This window comes from Pseudoalteromonas sp. B131b, assembly GCF_037162545.1.
Classification (GTDB): Bacteria; Pseudomonadota; Gammaproteobacteria; order Enterobacterales; family Alteromonadaceae; genus Pseudoalteromonas; species Pseudoalteromonas fuliginea.
On sequence record NZ_JARLUZ010000001.1, the window covers coordinates 2569299 to 2591909 of the forward strand.

General features: G+C 39.6%; 15 protein-coding genes and 6 pseudogenes. 13 read left to right on the forward strand and 8 right to left on the reverse strand.

Going from position 1 to position 22611, the window contains the following annotated elements:
* Positions 1–140: 140 nt before the first annotated feature.
* Entirely contained in the window at positions 141–2720 is a 2580-nt protein-coding gene (locus P4S65_RS11930) for a glycoside hydrolase family 3 protein (protein WP_337120230.1), read from the forward strand.
* 66 nt (positions 2721–2786) lie between these two features.
* Here P4S65_RS11930 and P4S65_RS11935 read toward each other — a convergent pair whose 3' ends face one another.
* The 3 genes from P4S65_RS11935 to P4S65_RS11945 all read right to left on the reverse strand — a co-directional run bounded on the left by P4S65_RS11935 (position 2787) and on the right by P4S65_RS11945 (position 8886).
* Positions 2787–4274 carry a tryptophan halogenase family protein gene (locus P4S65_RS11935; RefSeq protein WP_337120231.1) on the reverse strand — a complete coding sequence of 496 codons (1488 nt, stop codon included), beginning with the start codon at positions 4272–4274 and terminating at the stop codon, positions 2787–2789.
* A complete protein-coding gene (locus P4S65_RS11940; RefSeq protein ID WP_337120232.1) occupies positions 4267–5817 on the reverse strand; it encodes a tryptophan halogenase family protein in 1551 nt (516 codons plus the stop codon). The genes P4S65_RS11935 and P4S65_RS11940 overlap by 8 nt, the downstream gene beginning before the upstream one ends.
* Before the next feature lie 102 nt (positions 5818–5919).
* Positions 5920–8886: a TonB-dependent receptor gene (locus tag P4S65_RS11945; protein WP_337120233.1), complete on the reverse strand. Its 2967-nt coding sequence runs from the start codon at positions 8884–8886 to the stop codon at positions 5920–5922.
* A gap of 689 nt (positions 8887–9575) precedes the next feature.
* Between P4S65_RS11945 and P4S65_RS11950 the strand changes: the two genes are divergently transcribed.
* From P4S65_RS11950 to P4S65_RS11980, 7 genes and pseudogenes are all read left to right on the forward strand, one after another.
* Positions 9576–10229 (forward strand): hypothetical protein, encoded by a 654-nt coding sequence (locus tag P4S65_RS11950; protein WP_096792898.1) that lies wholly within the window; start codon positions 9576–9578, stop codon positions 10227–10229.
* 3 nt (positions 10230–10232) lie between these two features.
* A pseudogene (locus P4S65_RS11955) lies at positions 10233–10906 on the forward strand (Crp/Fnr family transcriptional regulator).
* Positions 10907–10976: 70 nt separating this feature from the next.
* On the forward strand, positions 10977–11384 hold the full coding sequence (locus tag P4S65_RS11960) for a hypothetical protein (RefSeq protein WP_337120234.1): 408 nt from the start codon (positions 10977–10979) through the stop codon (positions 11382–11384).
* An 84-nt stretch (positions 11385–11468) separates the two neighbouring features.
* Positions 11469–11971: pseudogene (locus P4S65_RS11965) on the forward strand (Mpo1 family 2-hydroxy fatty acid dioxygenase).
* 59 nt (positions 11972–12030) lie between these two features.
* On the forward strand, positions 12031–12822 hold the full coding sequence (locus tag P4S65_RS11970) for an SDR family oxidoreductase (protein ID WP_337120235.1): 792 nt from the start codon (positions 12031–12033) through the stop codon (positions 12820–12822).
* Between the two features lie 61 nt (positions 12823–12883).
* A pseudogene (locus tag P4S65_RS11975) lies at positions 12884–13476 on the forward strand (DUF2238 domain-containing protein).
* Positions 13477–13544: 68 nt separating this feature from the next.
* Positions 13545–14000, forward strand: coding sequence for a GNAT family N-acetyltransferase (locus P4S65_RS11980; protein WP_337120236.1), 456 nt, complete (start codon positions 13545–13547; stop codon positions 13998–14000).
* A 35-nt stretch (positions 14001–14035) separates the two neighbouring features.
* Here P4S65_RS11980 and P4S65_RS11985 read toward each other — a convergent pair whose 3' ends face one another.
* Entirely contained in the window at positions 14036–14419 is a 384-nt protein-coding gene (locus P4S65_RS11985; RefSeq protein WP_337120237.1) for a DUF6678 family protein, read from the reverse strand.
* A gap of 345 nt (positions 14420–14764) precedes the next feature.
* On the opposite strand from P4S65_RS11985, the pseudogene P4S65_RS11990 reads away from it, so the two are divergent.
* A pseudogene (locus P4S65_RS11990) lies at positions 14765–14971 on the forward strand (IS110 family transposase); the annotation flags it as partial.
* A gap of 214 nt (positions 14972–15185) precedes the next feature.
* On the opposite strand, the gene P4S65_RS11995 reads toward P4S65_RS11990, so the two are convergent.
* A complete protein-coding gene (locus tag P4S65_RS11995) occupies positions 15186–16160 on the reverse strand; it encodes a transposase (RefSeq protein ID WP_337120238.1) in 975 nt (324 codons plus the stop codon).
* A 170-nt stretch (positions 16161–16330) separates the two neighbouring features.
* Here P4S65_RS11995 and P4S65_RS21920 point away from each other — a divergent pair.
* Positions 16331–16753 (forward strand): annotated as a pseudogene (locus tag P4S65_RS21920) (reverse transcriptase domain-containing protein); the annotation flags it as partial.
* 24 nt (positions 16754–16777) lie between these two features.
* On the forward strand, positions 16778–17200 hold the full coding sequence (locus P4S65_RS21925) for a group II intron maturase-specific domain-containing protein (protein ID WP_442961880.1): 423 nt from the start codon (positions 16778–16780) through the stop codon (positions 17198–17200).
* 68 nt (positions 17201–17268) lie between these two features.
* Here the strand turns inward: P4S65_RS21925 and P4S65_RS12005 are convergent, their stop codons facing one another.
* The 3 genes from P4S65_RS12005 to P4S65_RS12015 form a co-directional block, all read right to left on the reverse strand.
* Complete coding sequence (locus P4S65_RS12005) at positions 17269–18051, reverse strand: DUF2971 domain-containing protein (RefSeq protein ID WP_337120239.1); 783 nt, start codon at positions 18049–18051, stop codon at positions 17269–17271.
* Between the two features lie 604 nt (positions 18052–18655).
* Positions 18656–18835: a DUF6435 family protein gene (locus P4S65_RS12010; RefSeq protein WP_007375469.1), complete on the reverse strand. Its 180-nt coding sequence runs from the start codon at positions 18833–18835 to the stop codon at positions 18656–18658.
* 164 nt (positions 18836–18999) lie between these two features.
* Positions 19000–20175 (reverse strand): PQQ-dependent sugar dehydrogenase, encoded by a 1176-nt coding sequence (locus P4S65_RS12015; protein ID WP_337120240.1) that lies wholly within the window; start codon positions 20173–20175, stop codon positions 19000–19002.
* Between the two features lie 268 nt (positions 20176–20443).
* Here P4S65_RS12015 and P4S65_RS12020 point away from each other — a divergent pair.
* Together P4S65_RS12020 and P4S65_RS12025 are read left to right on the forward strand one after the other, a co-directional pair.
* Positions 20444–21486 (forward strand): annotated as a pseudogene (locus tag P4S65_RS12020) (flavin reductase family protein).
* Complete coding sequence (locus P4S65_RS12025; RefSeq protein ID WP_337120241.1) at positions 21483–22535, forward strand: fatty acid desaturase family protein; 1053 nt, start codon at positions 21483–21485, stop codon at positions 22533–22535. The pseudogene P4S65_RS12020 and the gene P4S65_RS12025 overlap by 4 nt, the downstream one beginning before the upstream one ends.
* Positions 22536–22611 lie beyond the last annotated feature (76 nt).

Here is a 22611-nt window from a genome sequence, read left to right on the forward strand (position 1 = left end):
CACTAAGTATGGTATTTAATAACTTTAAGGAAGCGCTTCCATATTTAGGTTAGTGGCTATTGTTAAACAGGTCAATAGTTAAATTTAAATAACAAATAGGCGCTCACAAAATCACACTGACACAACACAGGGCTATAAAAATGAAAAAAAGCTTAAACACTAACAGGTTACACATGCTCCCTATTTTAATAGGAGGATTGTGCGTTTTAAGTGGGTGTAATAAACAAGAGATTAACGCAAATAATAGCCAAGGCGCCGTAGCCAAAAAGGCTGAGCATGAACAAGGTGATTTATCACTTTGGCCAACGCTTAAAAGCAAAGTAATGAAAACGCCTGAAATTGAAAATACGATTGAACAATATTTAAAAACAATGACGCTTGAGCAAAAAGTAGCGCAGATGATCCAACCTGAAATCCGCGATATTAGTGTTGAAGATATGCGCAAATATGGCTTTGGTTCGTATTTAAATGGCGGTGGCTCGTTCCCGAATGCTAATAAGCATGCAACGCCTGCCGATTGGATAACACTTGCTGAGAGTATGTATCAGGCATCGGTTGATGACTCAATTGATGGCAGTAAAATTCCAACTATGTGGGGCACCGATGCCGTACATGGCCATAATAATGTGATTGGCGCGACGTTATTTCCGCACAATATTGGTTTAGGTGCAGCAAATAATCCTGCATTAATTGAGCAAATTGCAGCAGCTACGGCAATAGAAGTAATGGCAACAGGGATAGATTGGGTATTTGCACCAACAGTTGCGGTTGTGCGCGACGACCGATGGGGCAGAACGTACGAAGGCTACTCAGAAGACCCTGCAATTGTACGTGAGTATTCAGCCGCAATTGTAAACGGATTGCAAGGTAGAGCCGATGAGGACTTTTTAAGTGATAAACGCGTAATTAGTACTGTTAAGCATTTTTTAGGCGATGGCGGCACTGTAGATGGTGACGATCAAGGCGATAACATTGATAGCGAAGAGGTGTTATATAACATTCATGCGCAAGGTTATATTGGCGGCCTAACCGCAGGTAGTCAGTCGGTTATGGCATCGTTTAATAGCTGGAATGGTAAAAAAAATCACGGCAATAAATACCTACTTACCGATGTATTAAAAACAAAAATGGGTTTTGATGGCTTTGTTGTAGGAGATTGGAACGGACACGGACAAGTTGCAGGCTGTACAAATGAAAGTTGTCCGCAGGCTGTTAATGCGGGGCTTGATATTTTTATGGTGCCAACGGGTGCATGGAAACCACTTTATGAAAATACAATTAAACAAGTAAAAGCGGGCACAATAACAATGGCGCGAATAGATGACGCCGTAGCGCGTATTTTACGCGTTAAATTACGTGCAGGTTTATTTGATAAACCAAGCCCTGCAAATCGAAAATATTCAGGTAAATTAGAGCTAATAGGTGCGCCAGTACATCGCGATATTGCCCGCCAAGCGGTACAAGAGTCGTTAGTACTGCTTAAAAACAACAACCATTTATTACCGCTTAACCCATCAAGCAACATACTTATTGCGGGCGATGCGGCCGACAACATAGGCAAGCAATCGGGCGGTTGGAGCATTACGTGGCAGGGAACTAATAATCAAAATGCAGATTTCCCTGGGGCAACGTCTGTTTATGCGGGGCTAAAAACACAAATAGAGGCTGCTGGCGGTAACGCTATTTTAAGCCCAACGGGTGAATTTAATACCAAACCCGATGTAGCCATTGTTGTATTTGGTGAAGAACCGTACGCAGAAGGACATGGCGATAAGGACAACCTTGAGTTTGAACGTAACAATAAACGCTCTCTTAAAATATTAAAAACATTAAAGCAGCAAGGTATTGCGGTGGTGTCGGTGTTTATATCAGGCAGACCAATGTGGGTTAACAGCGAGCTAAACGCGTCAGATGCATTTGTAGCAGCATGGCTTCCTGGCACTGAAGGACAAGGCATTGCTGATGTTTTATTAGCGGATGAAAATGGGAAGGTACAGTATGACTTTAAAGGTAAATTGTCTTTCTCGTGGCCTAAATCGCCACTTCAAACCGCAGTAAATAAGGGCGATGCTGATTACTCGCCATTATTACCCTATGGCTTTGGCTTAACGTATAAAGATGAAAGTACGCTTGGCAATAATCTAAATGAAGACTCAGGTGTTGATATTAGTAACCTTGCGCCGTTATCTATATTTAATGGCAGCTTTAGAACACCGTGGCGTTTGTTTTTAAATTCAAACAGCGAGCAGCACCAAGTAGCAAGTAACAGTGTAAAGCTTGGCAGCATTACTTATCGCACTGAAGACAAAGCGATTCAAGAAGATGCGATGCAATTTAATTTTGATGGCACTGCAGCCAGCTATATCGAAATTAATAGTAACTTTACTGAAGACAAAGTGGCCTACAGTGAAGCAAATTCAGCCCTTAGCTTTAGCTATAAAGTAAACCAAATACCTAGCTCAGAAACATACCTTGCAATGAAGTGCGAACAAGGCTGTGGCGGCGAGCTTAATATTACCCGTGAGCTTGAAAATGCTACTTTAAATACATGGCAAACCATGAGTATAGATTTAACGTGTTTTGCTAAAAAGGGCGTTGATTTTGCCAGAGTAACCAGCCCTTTTATTATTAAAACGGCAGGAGAGCTTAGCGTTTCAGTTGCAGATATTAGCTTTGAACCACAAGGCGCTAAAAGCGCCGTGGTTAAGTGTGAAGAGTAAAACGTAAAAGTTGTTGTGTGTTGTCTCAAAGCCCTTAGTAATAAGGGCTTTTTTTAAAGAGGATATTTATGCTGGGCAATACTGTTTTAAAAATTCATGATGAGGCGGTAATTGGCTGACGCGTTGCTCTATTTGTTGCTTAATACCGTGTAAAAAACGGGTGAGTTCTTCGTCGCTCATCATGCTGGCTATTAAGTGATGTTGATTAGGCTCAATACCTTGGCCAAGCATAACTTGCACCCACGAATCGACTCTAAAAATGTCGCCATCGTCTAAAAATACACGGCCGGTTTGTTTAAACAAATCAATTTTATGCTGAAGTGTTTTTGGCACTTCCATGGCACTACAATGCTGCCAAAACTCACTGTCATCGCGATTAGTTACTTTGTAGTGCAGCACAATAAAGTCGCGAATATTTTCAATTTCGCTTTTAAGTTGTTTGTTGTATTCGTCAATTGCGTGATTGGTAATGCCATTAAACGGAAATAAACGCATAAAGCGAATAATACCCGACATAATTAAGTGAATGCTGGTGGACTCAAGTGGTTCAACAAAACCGCTAGCAAGGCCAAGCGCTAAGCAGTTTTTGTTCCAGCCTTTTAAGCGACGCCCTGTTTTAAATTTAATAATACGTGGCTCTGTAAGCGCCTCGCCCTCAATGTTATTTAATAATAGCGCTTTGGCTTGTTCGTCATCCATATATTGGCTGCAATAAACTAATCCGTTGCCGACACGGTTTTGCAGCGGTATACGCCATTGCCAGCCGCTTTTATGGGCAATAGAGCGGGTAAGTGGCAATACGGTATCGCTGGTTGATTTTGTTTGCACGGCAATGGCGCTGTTACACGGTAGTAAATGCGACCAGTCTTCGTAGCCAGTATGCAATGCTTGCTCTATTAATAAGCCTCTAAAGCCGGTGCAATCAATAAAAAAGTCGCCGTTGATGTGCTCGCCATTATTTAAAGTAAGTGATTCTATATGGCCCGTTTTAGTGTTTTTTACTACTTTTTGTATTTTACCTTCAATGCGGGTTACACCTAATGGCTCTGAAAATTCACGCAAAAACTGCGCGTAACGGGTGGCATCCATATGGTAAGCATAGTTAATGGGGTTTTGCTGATTAAACGCAAATTTACCGGCTTTAGCCGCTTGCAGCTCGTAGCAGTAATCGCCAAATGGGTTGTTTATTCCAAGTGCTTTACCTTGCAGCCAAAAGTGATGAAATTCACCCGCCCAACATTCTTTGCCCGTTGCGCCAAATGAGTGAATATAATGCGTGTTTTCATCACCCCAGTTTTCAAAGCTAATACCTAATTTAAAACTTGCTTGAGTGGCTTTCATAAATGCTTGCTCGTTTATACCCAGCAATTTATGAAATGTACGAATAGGCGGAATTGTTGCTTCGCCAACACCTACAGTGCCAATATCGTCAGATTCAACAAGGGTTATGTTTATATTGTTACCAACTAGTTTAGCAAGTGCTGCTGCGGCCATCCAACCAGCGGTGCCGCCTCCAGCAATTACTACGTTTTTAACAGCATTTGTTTTAGTCATTATGTGGCTGCCCATTATTTGATAAAAGATGATTTAAAAGCGCGCGATTACTTGGCAGTCCATTTAAGCACTGCGCTATTTTATCGCGATTTTGCTGATAATAGTAATCCCCAGCACGTGGGTCGTTAAATGTATTTTGTGCAGATACTGTTTGTGTATTAAAGCCCATGCCATATAAAACGTATTGATAACTGCTTGATGAAAACACTTCTTCGTTTTCAATAAAATCAAAGCGGCTAGGGGGCTGAAATTGCCAAAGTTTAAGTAAGTTTTGCAGGCGCTCGGGCGCGGTATTTAAATTACTAATATCTTGCCAATAAGGAGTGTCGTCGCGCTCGCTTAGCACATAATGAAGTTTTAAAAACTCAATAACGCGCTGCCAACGAGTGCTAAAACGCTCATTAAAACGCGTTTCAAGCTGGCTCATGTGGGGGCGGTTTTGCGGGAGTTGCTCGCTTATCATGCTAATTGAAAGCTCAACCATGGCAAGTGCTGACGCTTCAAGAGGCTCTAAAAAGCCAGCTGACATACCTACGGCAACACAGTTTTTAATCCAAAATTTTTGCCTGTAACCAGGGCTGAATTTTAATACACGGTAGGTAAGTTGCTCAGCTTGTTGCTCACTGCTGCTTTTGGCTATGTAGCTTTTTAGTGTATTTGTTGCGCTTTCATCGCTTTGATATTTACTACTAAATACATAACCTGTACCACGGCGTGTTGGCAGGGCTATATCCCAAATCCAGCCGTTACTTTGCGCTGTAGATAGCGTAGCAGAGGCAATTGGTTGATTGATGTGTGCATTAGGTATTTGCGCCGCAACAGCGCTGTTATTAAATAAAATATGATCTTGCGCTATAAACTCACTATTAAAATGCTCACCAATTAAACGAGCGCAAGAGCCTGAGCAATCTATAAATAAATCACCTGTTATATCGCCATTATTATTTGTTTTTAATGAAGCAATATAGCCATGTTCGTCGTTAATAACCTCGGTTACATCGTCAATAATATGTGTAACGTTTAGATTTTTAACACAGTGATTTTTTAAAAACTCAGCAAATTTACCCGCATCTAAATGATAACCATAGTTGGTGACCGCTGCATATTCGGGTGTTTGTAATTGCTTTGGTGCAAGTGCTGCTTGGCATACAAAGCTTTGCATATTAACAACGTCGGCAAATTTTTGATCAGGCGCAATACGTTGCCAGCTGGCGTGTAAATTAGTGTGCTCGTAGCCTTGTGGATTCATAAAAGGGTGGTAGTAGTTTTCTCCCTCGCTGAGGTTGCGCCAATTTATAAATTTAGAACCTTGCTTAAATGATGCGTCGCACTGGGTTATAAAATCACTTTCTTTAATGCCAATGCGCTGTAGCGTATTACGCATTGACGGCCATGTACCTTCGCCCACACCCAATATAGGCACATTTGCCGACTCCACTAACGTTACATTAAGGTGCGGGTGTTCGGCGGCTAATAAGCCTGCGCTTAGCCAGCCGGCAGTACCACCACCTAAAACGACTATTTTTGTTATTGGTTTGGTCATGAGTTAACACCCTAAAGTTGATAACAATTAAACTAGCATTAATACTGTTTTAAATACAAAAAAGCCGCTAGTAAAAACTAACGGCTTTACTTTGTATTACCTTTAGAAGTTGTAACGCATACCAATATTGTAACGTGCACCTAGCTGTTGTAGGTTCCACAATTGAACTGAAGTACGGCCATGTTCGCGGCTGTTTTGTTCAGTAATATTAAGGCCTTCAACAAAAAACGATAGTTGTTCGCTGTAGTTGTACGCAACATTAAAGTCGATTTGATAATATTCTTCAGTAAAGCCTGGCTCGTTTACGTATCGAGCTGCGCTATTTAAAAACTTATCACGCCAGTTGTAAGCAATACGTGCCTGAAAATCATCGTTTTCGTACATTGCTATAAAGTTAGCTGTATCGCTTAAACCCACTAATGCAAATTGTGTTGTAGTAGGGTCAGCGTTTACATCAAAGTCTATGTCGCCATTAACTGTGGTGTAGTTTGCTTGCACACCAAAGCCGCTTTCACCAAAAAAGTGCTGAAAGGCAATTTCGAAACCATCAATAGTGGCATTTTTATTGTTGGTAGGTACTTGCGCTGTAAATTCTAGTAATGGGTCATCGCTGTTAGCAATTACATCGTAAGCGGCTTCAAACTCTTCGTAAGTCATAGAGTCAAAATCAACGCCATTTTCTGTTGCGGCAACCATTTGAAATAAGTTTGAATCGGTTAGAGCAAGTCCGCGAGATTCTAGCTCAGCAATGGCAGCTTGAGCGCGAGGACCCGCTGTTGCATCGCGTAATCCGTAGTAGTTTTGCGTCATGGGTGTTAAACCAATAAAGTTTTCGATATCTTTAGTGTAATAACCTACCGACACATAACTTGTTTCTGCAAAGTACCACTCAGCCGATACATCAATATTATCTGATTCAAGCGGCACTAAACCAGGATTACCCGTTGACGCAGTAGCTGGTGAAGAACCCGCTAAAAGAGTAGGGGCACCTGGTACACCAACAGTCGCTGCTGAACTTAAGTTGTCGTAAGTTGGGCGAGCAATTGTTGTGCTATAAGAAAAACGCGCTTTTACGTTTTCAATTACTTCTATGTCAAAGTCAAAGCTTGGTAAAAAGTGATCGTAGCTAGATTTAAGCGTGAAATCTTCTTTAGCTGAGCCAAAACGAACATTAAAGTCGTTATTACCTTCCCACGCTACTGCGTTAGGTAAATCGATATTAGCCGTTGAAGTAATGTCGGTAGACTCTTGGCGCGCGCCAATTACAATGTTGTATGGCATATCGCCAATGTAGCCGTTGTAAGTAAATTGCACAAACGCAGCGGTTATGTCTTCTTCAATGGTGCGGTTTGTTGCAAATGCGCCATCGGCTGCAAAGTTAAAGCCATATTCTTCACCCGCCCAGTAACCAATTTGCGATGCGCTGCCGGTATAACCTTGGTTGAACGAGCCCGATGTATCGTAGTCGTCAAACTCAGCTAAAAAATTTGTTGGGTTTAGGTAGCCATCAGGTAGTTCGCCTGGGTTTTCTATACCCCAGTTACCCATTGTATTACGTGTAAGTGATTGCAGTGAATGGCTTTCCATAGAGCGAGACTCTATACCAAAGTCAATTGCACCGTTTTCAATTTCGTATTTACCATGGATCCTAAATTCTGTAATTTCAGACTCTTGGCGAGCAAAGTTAGAATCTAAAATAGACGTACCCACATCAGAGGCATCTAATGTGTTATTACAATTTAGGTTGTTTCGGCGGCAATCATCAAAATCGATACTCATTGATGGAAGTTCGCGGCTAAAATCAACTTCTTGTGCGTTAACTACGTTTGCACCCAAGCCTGCGTTTACCCAGCTGCCGTAAGGTGTATCTGGTTTGCTAGTGGCTTTTGAATTGTGCGCATCAAACATAAAGCTCAATTCTGAATTGAAGTAGTACTCAATGTTTAAACCAATAGAGTCGTTTTGGTTAACTTGGTTTAACTCTTGAAACGCTAAACCTAAGTCGCGTGTTTGCTGATCGCGACGTTCTTCTCGGTAATAAATAGGAGTTTTTACCGTGTTATCGTCAAATGTTAGCGCGCTTTTGTAGTTATCCATCCAAATTGATTGTTCAGCACGGGCTTCGAATAAATCTTGCTTAGAATATGTGTAATCCAGCGTGGCTGTTAAATCGTCCATAGGGCTGTACTGCAGCGTTAATTGCGCGTTTGTACGAGTACGTTCTCTGTCGGCAATGGTGTAGCGCAAATCTGATGGCATTGAATAAAGCTGGCCAACGGCGGGTGTATTAGTTAAAACAATATCGTCTGCAGCTTGTGGGATTGTGCCGTCAAAAGCTGATGTATTCCATTGATTTACAAATGCACCTGTTGATGAGCTATCGCGCTGTTGCATACTTGCAGTTAACGAGGCACCAAATTTAGCTTCACTGTCGGTCCAGCTAATTAAGCCCGAAAGCTCTGGTGTTATGTCATCACCAACGCGGTTTGTTGAGTCGTGTAATGCCTTTACGCCAATGCTTGAAACAAAGCCTGGATTGTCGAGTGGGCGAGCGGTATTAATATTAATTGTTGCGCCAATACCACCTGATGCAATACTTGCTTTACCAGTTTTATATACTTCAACCGATTTAACGCTATCAGACGCTAAGTTTGCAAAGTCAAATGCACGAGAGCTGGGTGTACCGCCGCCTGCAGGTAAAGATGCTGCCGGCATTGTACGCCCGTTTAGGGTTACCATATTGTAGTCGGGGCCAAAACCACGAACCGTTACTTTAGAACCTTCACCATTTGAACGATCAATCGACACACCTGTAATACGCTGTAGCGACTCGGCTAAGTTGGTATCGGGGAATTTACCAATATCTTCAGCTGATATAGCATCTACAACACCAGCGGCGTCGCGTTTTAAACGAGTCGACTCTTTAATACTGCTTTTAAAACCAGTAACTTGAATTACTTCAACATCTGTATTTGCTTCTTGTGCATATACAGGTAAAGAGATTGATGCGCCTAAAATCAGAGATAGGCTAGTGGCTATCTTTGTTTTTCTTACAATATGGTTGGACATTCGGTTTCCCTCGCGCTTTTATCATTATTATTAACAGCTTGTATGGGGCTGTTATTGTGTAGTTATAAACATTGTCAAATGTATGGAAGCGCTTCCAGAAAGGTCTGTTTAACTAGGCTTTGTGGAAGCGCTTCCAGAAATGCTAGTTTAAATTTTGTATAGGGTCAACTATTGTTTTAATAAAATGAGACTAAATTGTTTTTAAAATGTATGTTTATTGGATTTGATATTATTTAAATTATAAATTACAGGTGGTTATAAAAAACCATTTGAAATGGTGGTGTAACAACATTTTATTATAAGAAAACTAATTATTGATTAATTTAGTTATTTACACACTTTTATAAGGTGTTTAAATCAGCTTTTAATACTAGCTAAAATTAATAAATTGGCCGTTGGTCACTCAACAAAAAATAGGTACATTTGCTAACTTAGCGAAAATGCCGATGTAGTGATTATGTAAAACGCAATTGATGAAAAGGCATCAAGCGGCGGTTCTATTTCACTTTATGAATAGGTTATTAAAAAACCAACAATTGTTTAAAAAATCGTTAAATAAATCACTAAAAAGTAATGTAGTTTTTGCAGAATATGGTTTAAGCATAAACTTATAAAGTATTACGCATAAGGGAGTTGCGAGTCGCTAGTTTTATCGCTATTTTAAAGGTTCTCTCATAGATGGATTTTTTATGCGCAATAAATTTTTAGCGAGCTTTTATTCTTTTTTCTTATTAGTACTATTTGGGTGTGATGATCACATTTCGTCTTCGCAGAAAAAAGCCCACTTAGAGGATTTAGTAAAACCATCTTCAGATTCAAAACAACAAGAACAATTTACTAACGTTGAGGATCCAGTGTTAGTACTAGGGCTAGTTGCAACACATTGTAAAATGAATGAAACCGCTTATATAAACGCTAAGATGCAAAAAGTGCTGCGTAATCCAAGTGAAGATATTGCTTATAAACTTGAGCCTACTGATAACGTACTTTCTATTTGTGTTGCTAAAGACGACTCATCATTGAGCTATCGATTTGGTCGAATTAATGACATAGGGCTTGAAAAAGAAGCTACACCAAGTGCACCATTTGGTAGTTACTACAGGCAAGTAGGGCGTATTGGCGAGAGTATTTTATTTTTTAGTAATGGCGAGTATCATTATTATATTATTAACTCAGGCGGCATGGGCAGTGGTGTAACCGTTAATGTTTATAAAAATAAAACGCTAATAACTGAGCTTTTTTCAGGTAACGATCCTTATGATGACTTTGTTATAGCAACTGATTTAAATTTACCAAAAAAGCTGGTCAGTGAAAGGCGACCTTTTAATAAGAAAATGCAGTAAATAATGACTCCACAACAGCAAAAGGTGATTGAACAAGGACACTGGTTTAAAAACCGCAGCCCTTATTTAAAAAGCTTTTTATTAACGCAAGGCAAAACGCTCACGCTAAAAGCCCAGCAATCATTATTTTTGCGAGGTGATAAGCACGATGGAATTTATGCCGTACTTAGCGGCGTGGTACGTATTAGTGGCGTAAGTAACGAAGGCAAAGAAGCCGTATTGAGTTTTGTAGATACGTCACTTTGGTTTGGCGAAGTCACCTTGTTTGATGGCGGCCTGCGCACTCACGATGTGTACGCACAAACCGATGTTGTGCTTTTTACGTACCCCAACGCGCGCTTGAACAGCTTTTAAATGAACAACCACAATATTGGCAAGAGTTTGGTTTATTACTGGCGCAAAAATTACGCCTAATGTTTACCTCAATGGAAGATCAAGCGTTATTAAGCGCTGAGCAAAAAGTATGTAATCGGCTTTTAATGTTGAGTGAACACACAGAGCATTTAACACCGCTTGTTTTATCTCAGCAGCAACTTGCTGATATGACCTACCTAACGCGCCAAACTATTAATCAAATACTGCAACAACTTGTTAGCCTACAAGCTATTAGCTTGGGGTATCAACGTATTACTATTATAGATAAACAAAAGTTACAGGCCTGTGCTGCACAAGCTTAAATAGGCTGGGTATTTTTAGTTGGAACCAAAATTGCTAAAGATAATGTAATACAACAATGGATTTGAGCTAATGACAACAATAACCTTTAAAAATCAATATAGTAACTATAACTCATCGAGTATAACTAAAGCGGCAAGCCCGAGCGAAGTTACGGCAACTAATGTCCTCCCTAATGAAAAAACAAGTGAAGTTAAAGGCATAAGCTCAGGCCCTCAAGAGCAAACATTTTTAGAAAGCGCGCAAGAAGCGCTGGTTTATCAGCGCTTAGGTGTAAATAAAGACAAGATAGACGAGCTAAAAGCGGCAATAGAAGAACTCACTAAAGAGCTACAAGGTGAGGGCGCAGACCCTGACGCAATTGCTGATAAAATTGAGGAACTTCAAAAAATGATCGATCAAGAGTATCAACAAGGGCGCGAGCGAATTGATATGCAAGGTGAGCATGAGCCGGGTAAAATAATTTCTGCATTTGTTTAATTTACAAAGTGTCGGATACCTGACATTGTTGTTGTGTCTACTTTTGCTAAAGTAAGTTTTAAATATAAAAATAAAGGCAAAACAATGAAAACACTTCAACAGCAACTTGGTAAATATGGTTTGTATCATCGTTCTAAACGTAATGTACTAACGCACTTTATTGGTATTCCGCTCATTGTATTTGCAGCGTTGTGTTTACTAGCGCGTATTCAAATCCCCTTGGTAGTGTAGTAATTGATGGCGCACAACTTTTTGTATTAGCGTCGGTTGTTTATTATTTTATGCTGAGCTTTTCGCTTGGCTTTATTATGGCCGTGATATTCACTTTACTCCTTGTTGCTGCTCAGCCCATTGCGGCAATGTCGTTTTGGCCTTGGTTGAGTATTGGCCTAAGTGTGTTTGTATTTGGTTGGGTACTGCAGTTTATTGGGCACTATTACGAAGGTAAAAAACCAGCGTTTGTAGATGACCTAATGGGTTTAATTATTGGCCCTTTGTACGTAACTGTTGAACTACTATTTTTAATGGGTTTTTACAAAACATTAGAAGATGAAGTAAACGCGATAGCTGGTCCTACAAAGGCGTAAAATACTTTTCTAAGTACCTTAATAAAACTTAATAAATAATAATAAAAGGCAGATAACGCATGCAATATAATAATAAAACCGTGTGGATCACCGGCGCATCATCAGGTATTGGTAAAGAGCTTGCTATACAATTTGCCGAGCTTGGCGCGCGCGTTATTTTATCGGCGCGCAATGTAGATAAACTAAACGATTTAAAAGCAACGCTTAAAGGCGAAGGGCACTTAGTTGTGCCGCTGGACTTAGCCCAGCCAGAGCATGTACTGAGTACAATAACAGCAAACATGAGCGAGCTTCCTGTAATAGATATTTTAATTAATAACGGCGGCGTATCGCAGCGTAGCTTATTTTTAGAAAACGACTTTAACGTGTACCGCCAATTAATGGAGGTTAATTACTTTGGCTTAATTGCACTGACTAAAGCCGTACTACCTACTATGGTGGCAAGGCGCAGTGGCTCAATTGTGTCTATTAGTAGTGTGGCGGGTAAAGTAGGTTCAAAATTTAGAACGGGTTATTCGGGTTCTAAATATGCAGTGGTTGGTTTTATGGATTGCCTACGTGCAGAAGTAGCACAACATAACATTCATTGCTTAACAATTTGCCCAGGCTCTATTAAAACAGCAATTGCGCATAACTCATTAAACGAGCAGGGAATAGCTCAAAATAAACCAGAAGAATCGATAGAAAATGGGATGGATGTAAGCGTAGCTGCTACAAAAATGATTCGTGCCATTAGTAATAAAAAAGACGAAGTGATTATTGGCAAAGGTTTAAGTGGTTGGGCGCCTACAATTAAGCGCTTTTTTCCTACTTTGTTTAATCGCATTACAGCAAAAACAAACTATAGGTAGCGTCGTTTATTTCAAAGGCGTAAAATGCCGTAAATTTGATCAATTTAGAAAAGGATTCTAAATGAAGTATTTATGGCTGAGCCTGTTTTTTATTGTATTAATTTGGTCTGGTATTAATCCAAAAGATCAATTTACATGGCTGCTTGAAGTTATCCCCGCAATTATTGGTTTAGTGCTGCTAGCAAGTACCTATAGCCACTTTAAACTTACCCCTATTTTATATACATTTATTTTAGCGCATTGCATAGTGCTGATGATTGGCGGGCATTACACCTACGCCGAAGTCCCTTTTTCGATAACCTATTTGGTAGCGAGCGTAATAACTACGACAAAGTAGGGCACTTTTTTCAAGGCTTTGTACCTGCACTACTAGCGCGCGAAATTTTACTGCGCAAAAAAGTAGTAAATGGTCGAGGCTGGTTAATCACTTTTGTTATTTCGGTATGTTTAGCATTTAGCGCCTTTTACGAATTAATCGAGTGGTGGGTTGCAGTGTTAAGCGGCGAAAACGCAGAAGCATTTTTAGGCACGCAAGGTTACGTGTGGGATACCCAATCAGATATGGGACTGGCGTTATTTGGGGCTATTTGCTCATTGTTAGTGCTTTCAAGAGTACACGACAAACAGCTTAAAAACGTTAAAGATTATTTATAGGCTATAGGAACGTTAAAGACTTTCTATAAGAATGTTTATAAAAAATTGGTAAAAAAGACTACTAACGTATGACCGAAAAAATTAGTAACTACTCAATTAGCACAGACAAAAGCAAACTTAACTTTAACGTTATTTATAACTTTATTGCTAATAGCTATTGGGCCAAAGGCATTCCTAAAAGCGTGATGCAATCGGCTATTGATAACTCAATGTGCTTTGGTGTTTACAGCGCTCATAACGAACAAGTTGGATTTGCCCGAGTAGTGACCGATAAAGCAACCTTTGCCTATTTAGCAGATGTATTTATTGCCCCGCACTTGCAAGGTAATGGGCTGAGTAAGTTACTTATTAAAACGATAGTGGAGCACCCTGAGCTGCAAGGGCTCAGGCGCTTTTTATTAGCAACTTCTGATGCGCATAGTCTGTACGCGCAATATGGGTTTAAGCCAATAGATAAGCCAGCACTGCTAATGCAAATAAATTCTGAAAATGTGTATGAGGTAAATAATAGTGAGGTCTATTAAGCGAGGGGAAGAGCAATGTTCCTGTTTATTGCTTGTTAGGTATACTTTTCACCAAAGCTCTCGTAACACTTTGGAAAGTAACCCCAAATCCTGATTGTTGATTCAGTTTTTTCGAACTCGAATCCAATACTACTCACTAGAGATAAGGCATTATCTGTTAATTCAATATCAATCCACTCAACACAAAGTAGTGGGAACGGTAAGTGATAATACCATTCGCTATCCCAACCTGATATGTAACCATTAACTACCTTAGTTCGGTAGCAAGGTGGATTGGGTAGTTCTCGCATTTCCGAGATGAGTTTATTCCATTTTGTGTTGTTGGCAGCACCAACTAATTGCTTTTCAGCAATAATCCTTTTAGCTTGCTTCACGTCCTTTTCATCGGACACTGCATCAGCCATTGGCAGAAGACTCATGTGTATACCTAACGAGTCTGTAGATTAACTCGTTTTTTATTTATTTTTATTGATAAATAGACCATAGCTGAGTTCCTATTTTGGTTCAATTAATTACCGTGTTTTTACGCAGAATATAAATAGCTGGTTTGGTATTGTTTTAATTGACGTTATTGAAGAGATTACGGGGGGTGAGTGGCTTTATTGAGGTTAAAAGGCCTTCCCTCATCAATGCATCGTGTTTTGCAGCTTTTCTATATTATGAACAATAAAATTTAGGATGGGTGATGAGATGGACGCTCCCCAAAACGGCGTCAATGCGCCAAACTGGTTATAACTCACATTCAGTTAAAGGGAACGTCCACCATGAAAATTAGCACATTATCAATTGATTTGGCAAAAAATGTATTCCAAGTCGCTGGCTTCAATTCTAACCATAAAAGAGAATGCAATAAACGCTTAAACAGAGCTAAACTCAACGCATTCTTGGCAAATACCCCACCGTGCCGCGTCGTTATGGAAGCCTGTTATTCTTCCCACTACTGGGGAAGAGTATTTTCGTCTTACGGTCACACAGATTAAACTAGACAGCCACTCCGAAAAAATAAAGTCAATCTAGGCTAGGCTCACTTTTTAGGTTAAGAATTTATCTTTTATTACTCGGTTACTTACTTTTTATCCATAAAATAACTCATTATCACACTTAAACCTAAATTACAGGCATCGTAATAACTGCATGATGCAGTTGTGATTTATTACTGAATAGTTTTACTGAGTAGTTTAAATTTTATGCCAGTAGCTTTTCGCAGTTACTGATATTCGCTCGCCGCTTTCGCTTTAAGTTTTCACAATAACTTGTTTGTGAGGCTGGCCTGCCAACTGCGCCATGAAATACGCGCGTAAATTGGGTTGTAAGCTTTAACCAGTTTTCGGGGGAAATATTAACTCTTTCGAGTAAGGGTAAGTGTGTACTTTTAATATAACCGCGTTTATCCTCTCGTATACAACGCCCTGTTAATTCAACAAGTTCAAGGTACGATTTAAGCTCAAACGGGAGTCCTTTTGGCATTATCTGACGTGGCATGCCTGCAAAGCGAAGGAGTTGTTTTGGTTGTTTACCTTCTTTTGCATATGTTAGTCGCTGTTTAACGCTGGTGTGGTCTGATTCCTCAGGCGTGTTAGCCATTTTAGCTCTAATTGGGTTTAAATCGACATACGCCATACAAGCGGCAAGTGCTGCTTCATCTAGTAATGCTTGTGATGTAAATCTGCCTTCCCAGAACCGTCCTGTGCAGTTATCTTCTTTATTTGCTCTGCGCGCAATATCTTCATTTAACAACCGCATAAACCAGCTAATACTTGATAGGCGTTCTCGATATTCCTTTACCGTTTGATTGAAAAAGATAAGCTCAGCTTTACTTAGCTTTTCACTCTGTATGTATTTTTGCGTAAGTACAGTGCCTTTACAGAGTTTATGCCAGCGGATAATAATCGCTTTATCATTTAATCGATTCACTTTTTTATCATCAACATACAGCACTAAATGAGTGTGGTTACTCATAACGGCATAAGCACATACATCAATACAAAATACCTTAGCTAGCTCAAGCAGTTTATCTTCAACCCAGCCTCTGCGGTGCTCGTAAGATTGACCTGTAAAGTGGTCTTCACCACATAAAAATGCACGGCGCACGCAACGCGAAATACAGTGATAATATTTTGTATCAACCAAACTTACTTGACGCTTTCTTGCAATTGCCATGTGACACCCTGCTTTTTTTGCACTAAATAAAGGCTAGCCTCTAACTTCGAAAAGTGCAAAATTTAGGATGGGTGTCACTATAATTCCCGTCCTAAATAAAGGCTAGCCTCTAACTTCGAAAAGTGCAAAATTTAGGATGGGTGTCACTATAATTCCTTAAACAAGGTTATAAAACAGCAGTTGATATTGACTTGTCTAAGTTCTTTGATGAAGTAAACCATGACATGCTGATGAATCGTGTTGCTCGTAAAATCAAAGACAAAGCACTCATGCGCCTACTCGGTAAATACCTCCGAGCAGGGGTAGCAGAACGCGAAACAGGTCTGTGGTTTGAGTCAACCAAAGGAGTCCCTCAAGGTGGGCCATTATCCCCTTTGCTTTCCAACATTTTACTCGATGAATTAGATAAGAAGCTAACCTACAAACACCTTAAGTTTGCACGTTATGCTGATGACATAATCATTTTAGTAAAAACGAAAAGTGAAGGGCTCATAATCCAACGGGACATTACTGCGTTTATCACTAACCGATTAAAACTCAAAGTGAATGAATCGAAAAGTCGAGTCGGTCCCGTATCAGGCTCGAAATTTCTTGGGTTTACCTTCCGTTACGCTCAAGTGCAGATCCACGAACAGGCGCTAAAGAAATTTAAAGCAAATGTAAGAGAACTCACTAACCGCAACTGGGGGATCTCAATGACCCTACAAATTCATAAACTCACGCAGTATTTACGTGGCTGGGGACACTATTACCTAATAGCCAACGCTTATCAGCTAACGATGGATTTAGATCATTGGATCCGCCGTAGGATAAAAATGTGCTACTGGCGGCAATGGCGTAAACCACGCACCAAAGTACGCAGTTTAATAAAACTGGGTGTTAGCGAACGACTCGCCATAGCCTGTGGTATCACCAGTAAAGGCCCTTGTCGAAGCTCAAAAACAAAAGGAATTAACATTGCGCTAGGCAATGATTACTTAGCGTCACAAGGTTTAGTGTCATTGAGAGATATTTGGATCAATATTCATTACGGGAGATGAACCGCCCATTGCGGACCCGCATGATGGGTGGTGTGGGGGCTGGAGGTTAGAGACCTCCGGCTACCCGATTATATCAATTTTTGCTTAATCACGATTTTGCTTTTTCCAGCTACAGCATATTTCCTTACAATACGTTCGGGTAAACGCTCATCAATATATTGAATCGTTTTAGGATCCATTCTACAGCCAAATATTATTGATTTAATAATCTCTGGCTCATATGAAACCAACGCAAACTTTGAATTACGCTCAATGATTAAGTGTTCCATTCCCTTCCCACATTGAATTCGATATTCGTCCTCATATTTCCACTCATTGAGTTTCACTTTAAGAGCTTTCCATATATTTAAAGCTGATTGTTTCTCTGTATGCAAACTTAAACCAAAGTTGTTTTTTATTACATCCAATAACTCGAAACTAGCTATGTTATTCTGATATATAGCTTTCTCAGCATTTAACTTACTAGCATCCCACTCTAGACAAAATCCCTTATGGGAGTTAGCGTAATGAGACCACATCAAATTACTATCAGGCTTAGAAGTCAGGCAGAAGAATAAGTACTCATCGAATTTTTTATTGGCTATTTCATAAAAACGTTCAATATTATCTTTGCCATCAATTCCAATAAAAAATTGTTTGAACTCATGCTTAAGTTTTCCTTTAAGCTGCGAATGAATGTTTTTGAGTTCAGTTCTGCTTGGCTTGATAAAATCAATTTTAGAATCAAACGGATCATTGAAATTCTTTCTAGTGGAAAATGTTGCTTGATTACTCAATAAATTAATTATTGAGTACTCTTCGTTTAATTTTTCAGGGTTGTAAATCGGAGAGTATTTATACAACACATCCATGATATTGGCCTATTGATATAACAGCTTTATCAGAGGACACTTTCCTCTTTTTATGAGCAATGTATGTCCTCTTAATTATTTTTAATATTAATAACAAATCCTGTAACACATTGCGAGTATTAAACTTTAAGTCGGGCTGTTCTTTTAATAATATGCAAAAAAGAGGAAAACGTCCTCATTTTTAGACTTATGAGGAAAAGCTCCAGCGCGGTATATAAATGCAGCAATTAAGTATTTAAAATGAAAACCAAATCCGATTGTAAATCATTTAATATTCACTAAAAAACGCCAGCGATAACGTAAGTAACCGCTTTAAGTGCACTTGTTTGTGTAAGCATATTATAAAAGGTGATTTGTGGATGGTGGAAGCTGTAAAAAACGAGGTCATAAATTATTTACTAAACGCGTCTTCCTTCTTTTAAAACAGGGCAGACACGATGTTTATACCAATCGACTTAAATATTTAGCCTTTCTAGCGTGCTAAATAAAGCGTTAACGGCGTTATAAATTTCTCATGTAGAACAACTACATGTCGAAATTTATGCCTTGTTATCACTCTATTTATCCGTCGCTATATATGTCTAATAACTTAATACGATTGGTATTATTTGGCTTTTTTAGCCTCTAGAGTTTCTATTTCACTCCAGATTTTTTCGGCTTCTGCACTTAACATGGCGAAGCTTTTAATGTCGCCTTTTCTTTGTGCCTGCATGCCTTGCTCTAGTTTTACGTCGTATTCTTTACGCAGTTTTTTTACGGGGTCAGGCTTTAAAAATGAAAACATTAGTATTCTCTTACTTTATTAAATTATATGTAATTAGTGTACGCATTAATGGGCTTAATAGTTCTTTGTTTGGTGAAAATGTTTACTTGCGCTTTTAAAGCGCAAAGTAAACACGGTGTAATTATTAACGTACTGTGTGCTAGTTCTGGTTCTAGTGCTAATGTTTACGTTTCTGGCTCCAGGCGTTTAATACCTTGACCATCAATACCTAGATAAATAAAACCATCGCTGCCTTGGGCTAAGCTGCGTACTCTGCCAATTCCATCGAGTATTTTATATTGCTTAATAACCTTACCTTTTGAGAGCTCCAGTGCGCTAATAAATGCAAATTTCATTGAGGCAAGTAATAGCTTACCTTTAAGCTTTGGGTATTTATCACTCGTTACATACAACATATCGGAAGGGGCAATTGAAGGGGTCCAATGTAATACGGGCGATTGCATGCCGTCTTTTTCTTTAAGGTCGGTAAACTTGGTACCGCTGTAGTTAACGCCATAGCTTACTAAAGGCCATCCGTAGTTAGCGCCTTTTTTTATTATATTAAGTTCATCGCCACCGCGTGGTCCGTGTTCGTGAGACCATAAAATATTATTTTGATTATCAAACCACATGCCCTGTGGATTACGGTGCCCATAAGACCATGCTGCATGTTTTGCATCTTTTTGTTTAACAAACGGATTGTCGCTTGGGATATTACCATCTTCGTGTAAGCGATAAATTTTACCGCCGTCCCGGGTGAGATCTTGCGGGTTTATGTCGCGCGAGCCGCGATCGCCAATTGAAAAATAAACATAACCTTCATTATCAAACACAATACGGCTGCCGTAGTGCTGGCCTTTGGTACTATTATGCTCACCTTTGTATAGCAATTGCTGATCAGACAACTGCGTATGATCGCTACTTAGCTCGGCGCGCATTAAGGCGGTGTTACTTCCGCTTTCTTTGCCCTCACTACTTGAGTAACTAAAGTACAGCCATTGGTTTTGCTTACTATCGGTGTGTAGTGATAAATCAAGCAACCCACCTTGGCCATTAGCGTCAATGTCGGGCAGCCCTGAAACCTTAGTTAACGTAGTGGTATTTTTAGGTAATAAAAATAACGCTCCGCTGCGCTCAGATATTAGTAAATCACCATTAGCTAAAGGCTCAATAGCCCAAGGTATAACCACACCTTCTGCCGCTGTTACTGCGTTAACGCTAAGCGATAAAGTATTGAGCTGTTTATAGTTTTTTACGTAATCGCTTTTTGCATTTGCGGGTGCATTAATAGCAAACATAGCAACGGTTAAGCCTGCACTTATTAGTTTAGGGTGAATGTTATGTGACCTTAAATTTATCATTATGGCTTCCAAAATTAATCCAATCTTACATAACCTTAATATGGCATAAATGAATTTGTTAAGCGTTGAGTTGAATGAAAAACACACACTTCTATTTTTATAAAATTACCTCTTCTCAGGAAATTGTTTTAGCAATTAGTGCTAATAAAAAATTGAATAATTACTCTATTGGGGTTGAAAACTTAAAATTTGAGCGTACACTTGTGCGCTGAAGTTTGAGCGTACACGTGTAAGTTCAAAGTAATTAATATTTGATAGAGATTTAACCATGATGACTCAAGTATTAAACCAATTTTCAAAGTGGTTTTTACACCATCAAAGTTTTGCAGGCTACATAGAGCCCGTAATGCAGGTGTTTAAACCTGCGTGGCGTGCAGGGCAGTTTAGAGCGCAAGTAGTTAGTACCGCTGTGCTTGATGGCGGTTTTTTAAGTGTGCAACTTAAGCCAAGCAAACAATGGCAGGCGCATACGTCAGGGCAGCATATAAGTTTAACGCTTGAAATTAATGGGCGATTATTAACACGCGTTTTTACCGTGGCTTCAAGCGCTAAGCAATTTAAAAATACAGGTTTGGTGCGTTTACTAATCAAAACAAATACGCAAGGGCGCTTTACAGGCTTACTCAGCAGTGCATTAAAAGCGGGGTTGTGGTGCAATATTTCTGCGCCAAGCGGCGACTTTGTATTTAAAAACACACACACGCCAGCCACTTTTATTGCCGGCGGCTCGGGTATAACACCTATGCTGGCTATGCTTGATGATTACTTAAGCCAAACTACGCAAAAAGTATCGTTGGTGTATTACGCAAAAGCCACTGAGCATCAATGTGTTGATGAGCTAAGTGAGTTGGCAACGCAATTTGAGCATTTTTCGTTTTTATTATTAACGCGTGAGCAATCAAGCGATATAACCAGCAATATTAAGCCGTGGGAAAACCCAGACATTTACTGCTGTGGCCCTGCAGCATTTATGCAAACGGTGAGCGATTTTGCTAAAACACATAAGCTAAATTATTACCAAGAAGCATTTGGTTTAGCGCTACCAAGCTTAAACGACGATAGCCAATTTAATGTAAAAATTAACGCCAGTGCCTATATTGTATCGGGCAACGATGTTTTACTGACTCAGTTTGAAGAAAAAAGCTACCCGTTAAACGCGGTTGCGGTATTGGTATTTGCCATCAATGCCAATGTATTAAAAAGTCAGGCGTGGTACGTAATTTAAAAACAGGTGAATTGAGTGACAACGGCGAGCAATTAATACAACTTTGCGTAAGCCAACCTGTTAGTGATTTGGAGTTACAATTATGAAAAACATTAACTATGACATGCTCGCAAGCGAGCTAGATGCCATTAAAATGGACACCCTTGGCAAAGTTGGCCAACAAGATGCTGACTATATTCGCTCTGTTGTGCGCAAACAGCGAGTGTGTGAATGGGGCGGGCGAATTTTGCTAATGCTTGGTTTTATTCAACCATTATTGTGGGTTGCAGGTGTGTTGCTATTAGCGCTTGCTAAAATTTTAGACAATATGGAAATTGGCCACAATGTAATGCATGGTCAATACGATTGGATGAACGACAAGCAACTTAACTCACAACATTATGAATGGGACATAGCGTGCGATGGGCAAAGTTGGCACCGTATTCATAATTTTGAGCACCATACTTATACTAATATTATTGGTAAAGACAGAGACTTTGGCTATGGATTATTACGCCTGAGCGACGATTTTAATTGGCGTTTAAAAAATGTATGGCAGTTTATTACGTATATTAATTTAAGTGTGTTATTTCAGTGGGGCGTGTCATATCACGAGTTGGCTGCAGAGCGTGTTTTTATTGGTAAAAAGAAAGAAAACCGCGAAGGGCTTGTTTCACACTCTACATTAAAGCATCGCTTTTTTAGTAAAGGCGCTCGCCAGTTAATTAAAGATTATGCGATATTTCCGTTACTTGCAGGGCCTTTATTTTTATGGGTATTGGCGGGTAATTTAGTAGCAAACTTAATCCGTAATTTATGGACGTCGACCATAATATTTTGTGGACACTTTACTGAAGAAACGCAAACTTTTAAACAAGAAGACTGCGTAAACGAAACGCAAGGGCAGTGGTATTATCGCCAAGTACTGGGCTCGTCTAATATTAAAGGGTCGCATTGGTTTCATGTTTTAACGGGGCATTTGAGCTGCCAAATAGAGCATCACTTATTTCCTGATATGCCGTCTTCGCGCTATCAAGAAGTTGCACCTCAAGTACAAGCCGTTTTGAAAAAACACGGCATTGATTACCATACAGGTAGCTTTTTTAAACAGTATACCTCGGTGTTAAAACGTATTATTAGGTATTCGTTCAAGTAAATTATTTACCTTTAAGAATCGGCTAGTGCAACTGCATTAGCTGCAACTGCATTAGCCGATTTTTTTGTTTATAGCA